4 protein-coding genes are annotated in these 2,979 nt (G+C 57.7%); all 4 read right to left on the reverse strand.

The annotated features are described in order from the left end of the window. Positions 1 to 87 precede the first annotated feature (87 nt). Genes ACYCUK_RS24100 through ACYCUK_RS24115 form a run of 4 tightly spaced genes read right to left on the reverse strand, consistent with a single transcriptional unit; the run spans position 88 to position 2,897 of the window. Positions 88 to 657, reverse strand: a complete 570-nt coding sequence (locus tag ACYCUK_RS24100) for a hypothetical protein (RefSeq protein ID WP_461597115.1) — start codon at positions 655 to 657, stop codon at positions 88 to 90. Then, positions 578 to 1,066, reverse strand: a complete 489-nt coding sequence (locus ACYCUK_RS24105; protein ID WP_461597112.1) for a GNAT family N-acetyltransferase — start codon at positions 1,064 to 1,066, stop codon at positions 578 to 580. The genes ACYCUK_RS24100 and ACYCUK_RS24105 overlap by 80 nt, the downstream gene beginning before the upstream one ends. Positions 1,067 to 1,099: 33 nt before the next feature. Further along, positions 1,100 to 1,636 (reverse strand): ISAs1 family transposase, encoded by a 537-nt coding sequence (locus ACYCUK_RS24110; RefSeq protein WP_461597113.1) that lies wholly within the window; start codon positions 1,634 to 1,636, stop codon positions 1,100 to 1,102. Beyond that, positions 1,533 to 2,897 carry an ISAs1 family transposase gene (locus tag ACYCUK_RS24115; RefSeq protein ID WP_461597114.1) on the reverse strand — a complete coding sequence of 455 codons (1,365 nt, stop codon included), beginning with the start codon at positions 2,895 to 2,897 and terminating at the stop codon, positions 1,533 to 1,535. Before ACYCUK_RS24115 ends, ACYCUK_RS24110 begins: the two co-directional genes overlap by 104 nt. Positions 2,898 to 2,979: the final 82 nt, after the last annotated feature.

Consider the following 2,979-nt stretch of genomic DNA (forward strand, 5'->3'; position numbering starts at 1 on the left):
GAGAGGAGAATAAGACGCGAAGGCCCAAACGCCTTCGCGCATCCTCGGCGAAAGAGGAACATCCGCTCGTGAGATCGGAAACCCCCACTATAGCGTCCGCTTAGTGGCGGGAGAGTTCATAAAAGAGTTTTGTGAAGAATTCTTGTCGTTCTCGGTAACCCGGATATACCACCGGGGTCGCATGCGGCCGAAATCCGTCCTCAGATTCGTCCGAAGGCCTTTTTGGGAATCAAGAACAAAGGTTTGTCCCTTTTCCCGAACGAAGACGGCCCAGTGCCAGACGGGACGGCCTTTATCCAGATGCCATTTTGTCGATAAAAGTGCGAGATCGTGAAGATCTTCCCAGGAGGAGAAAGGAATCTCTCCGGGGTCTGCCTTCAATCCGACATGATCGAGCAGTCTACGGACATAGGATGTATCAGACCACAACGATTGATCATGGGCGAAAATGCCAAGCGTGTTCGCGATCGATTCCATTTCCGGGTAGGAGCGGCCTGTGATTGCGGCAACGCACGCGATTGCGCACCCTGTCCTTTCAAGCTGAACGACCGGATTTTTCATCCCCACAAAAGTATCCTCACTGTTCAAGCGGACGTTGGCAGTGCCAGGCAATTTTCCGGTAGCCGTCTCTTTCCCAAAAAGCGTTTCCCCGTTCATTTGGCAGGTAGCAATTCAGTTCGCTTGCGATTGCCCCCTGCGATTTTCCATATTCATGCACCCACGCCATGAGCCTCGTTCCGAGACCTCTCGAGCGATATCCTTCCAGAATGACCACATTGTCAGGTTCGATGTGTCGACCCACATAGTACTTCGTGAAGATCCACAACCCGCAGATCCCGATGAGTCGACCATCGTCATATAAGCCGGCACATTGGTACCACGACCACGTCAAAGTCCCCCTCGAAATAAGAGTGGGATTAAAAAACAGGGAGAATTTTTCTAAATCCGGGGACGAAACAAGAAAATTTTCGGGATGGAGGAGGCAACCGAGGCATAAAGTCAGGCTTTCTGGATTCTTCTCCCGAAAAAAGGCGCACCGGGGCCGGACTCGCCTTTCGGTGAGCAAAAAGGAGTTCTCTTTTTTCCCGGAAGGTCCGAATCAGAATCCGAGGAAAGAGACCGCCTGGGAAGGATTCCAGGAGAAGAACCGCAAGGACTCCGCGATTTGATTCCGTCCGGACAGACGGAGAAGGGCGATCGCGAGATTCCGGAGAAGGGTCATGAAGACGGGCGCGGAGCCCTTTCTCGTGGCGCTCTTGTCTTCTCCGAAAACGGCGTCCCGGATCCAGTGATTGGCCTCGATGCCCCAATGACCGCGAACGAGGGAGAGAAGTCGTTCGGGAGAGGCCTTTTCCGGGGAGAGGCTGGTGACTCCGTAGACCACTTCCGTGGTGGGATGGCTTCCATCGAGTTTGGAGGTGTTGCGTTCGAGGCGGAAGACCTGCTGGTGGCCGGGGAAGGAAAACTCGGGAAAAGTCTCTTTCAGTTCGGAACTGACGGTGAGGGTGCGGCGCTCGATCCGACCATGACCCCTATCGATTGTCGAGGCCGTTTGCCGAGGGGGGAAAAGCCTCCCAGGGGAGGCTTTCGATGTCTTCGAACATGGTGGGCTGGTTTTTTTTGACCGTGAAGACATAATCGGCCTTTTTGTCCTCGGTGATGAACCGGGCCGTTTCCACTTGTGTGTGCATGGCATCGGCCGTCACGATCTGGCCTTCGATCTCCATCGGAGCCAGAAGGGCGCGGAGTTCGGGGATCTCGTTGGTCTTTTCATCCACGTTCTTCTGAGCCACGACGATCCCCCGGTTTTGGAGGAAGGCGGAGAGGAGGTGGACCTTCTGACCGCCCTCGGCCTTCGAGGCTCCCCGGACCGTCTTCCCGTCGACGGAGAGGACCTTCCCGTCTTCGGCCAATCCGGACTTGGCCAGGATCCGCGTGAGCCAGCCCGAGATCGCCTGCTCGACCTTCAGGACGTCGAGCGACTGGAGGGCGCGGCGCAGGGTGGGTTCGGAGGGCGCGATCCAGACCTTTGTCTCGGGATGCCTCCGGTATCCCAGGCGCTTTTTGAGGGCGTTCGAAAGGTTTTTCGCCCACTCGGCCATGGCGAGCGTATGGCAGGCGCCGGAGAGAATGGCACACACGAGGGTGGCGACGAGGGAAGTCTGGGAGTGACGGATCCCCCGCCGCTTCCGGGGATCCGTCACCCGGGACAGATCGTCCATGAGAGACTGGATGTCTTTTTGGCTGAGAGCCTTGACGGGCACGCGAGCCTCCTTTGTCTGGAAAATGGGAAGGTGGTCGGGGGACGAGAGAAGACGAAGCGCATCCTTTCTCAGGGGCCGGACGAAGATGCGCTTGACCTCTCCGTGGTAGTCGTATCGTCCGGCGTTTCTTCGGTACCCTTTGGTTTCGCCAAGATCGCGGAAGCCGGCGGCCCGGTAGCAGGTTCCCAAAAAGCGGGAGGGATCGACGAAGGTCTCGACGAACAGGATGGGATGGCCGTATCGCTCTTCCCAGTCGCAGGAAAGCCGGCGCATGCAGAGAGCCAGGACCTTCGATGCCAGATGGGGAAGACGGACCCCCGGAAGGATGAGGTAGCGCAGGTTGTTGGCGAGATAGCACAGGCGCCGGGCCCGCTGGGGAGTGGTCCATCCGATCATCCGGTCCCGGTATCCATTGCTCCAGGCGGCGGATCCCCAACCCAGGAGGGCGACCCACTCCCCGTCGAGAAGGGCAACATAGCGGATCGACTCTCCAGGCATGGTCCGGAATCCGAGGTAGTGGTGAGCCCGCATCTCTTCGTCCCACCGGATTCGCTCGGAGGGTTCAACGGGACGGACGACCAGCGTGTCGAAACGGTGCCGGTTCAGAGAGTTGGAGTCGAAAGAAGGATCCATGGAGCGAGAATACAGAAGTCGAAGGGAAAAAGCCAGCCCTATTTTCTAAAGCTGGCGCGCCCACTCACAGGGCAGGCTGAGT

The sequence above is a fragment of the Thiomonas sp. genome (genome assembly GCF_054608695.1).

Bases quoted from the DNA above. Each gene is read 5' to 3' on its own strand.
- ACYCUK_RS24100 (WP_461597115.1), bottom strand. From the start codon at position 657: ATGAACGGGGAAACGCTTTTTGGGAAAGAGACGGCTACCGGAAAATTG.
- ACYCUK_RS24115 (WP_461597114.1), bottom strand. From the start codon at position 2,897: ATGGATCCTTCTTTCGACTCCAACTCTCTGAACCGGCACCGTTTCGAC.
- ACYCUK_RS24110 (WP_461597113.1), bottom strand. From the start codon at position 1,636: ATGTCTTCACGGTCAAAAAAAACCAGCCCACCATGTTCGAAGACATCG.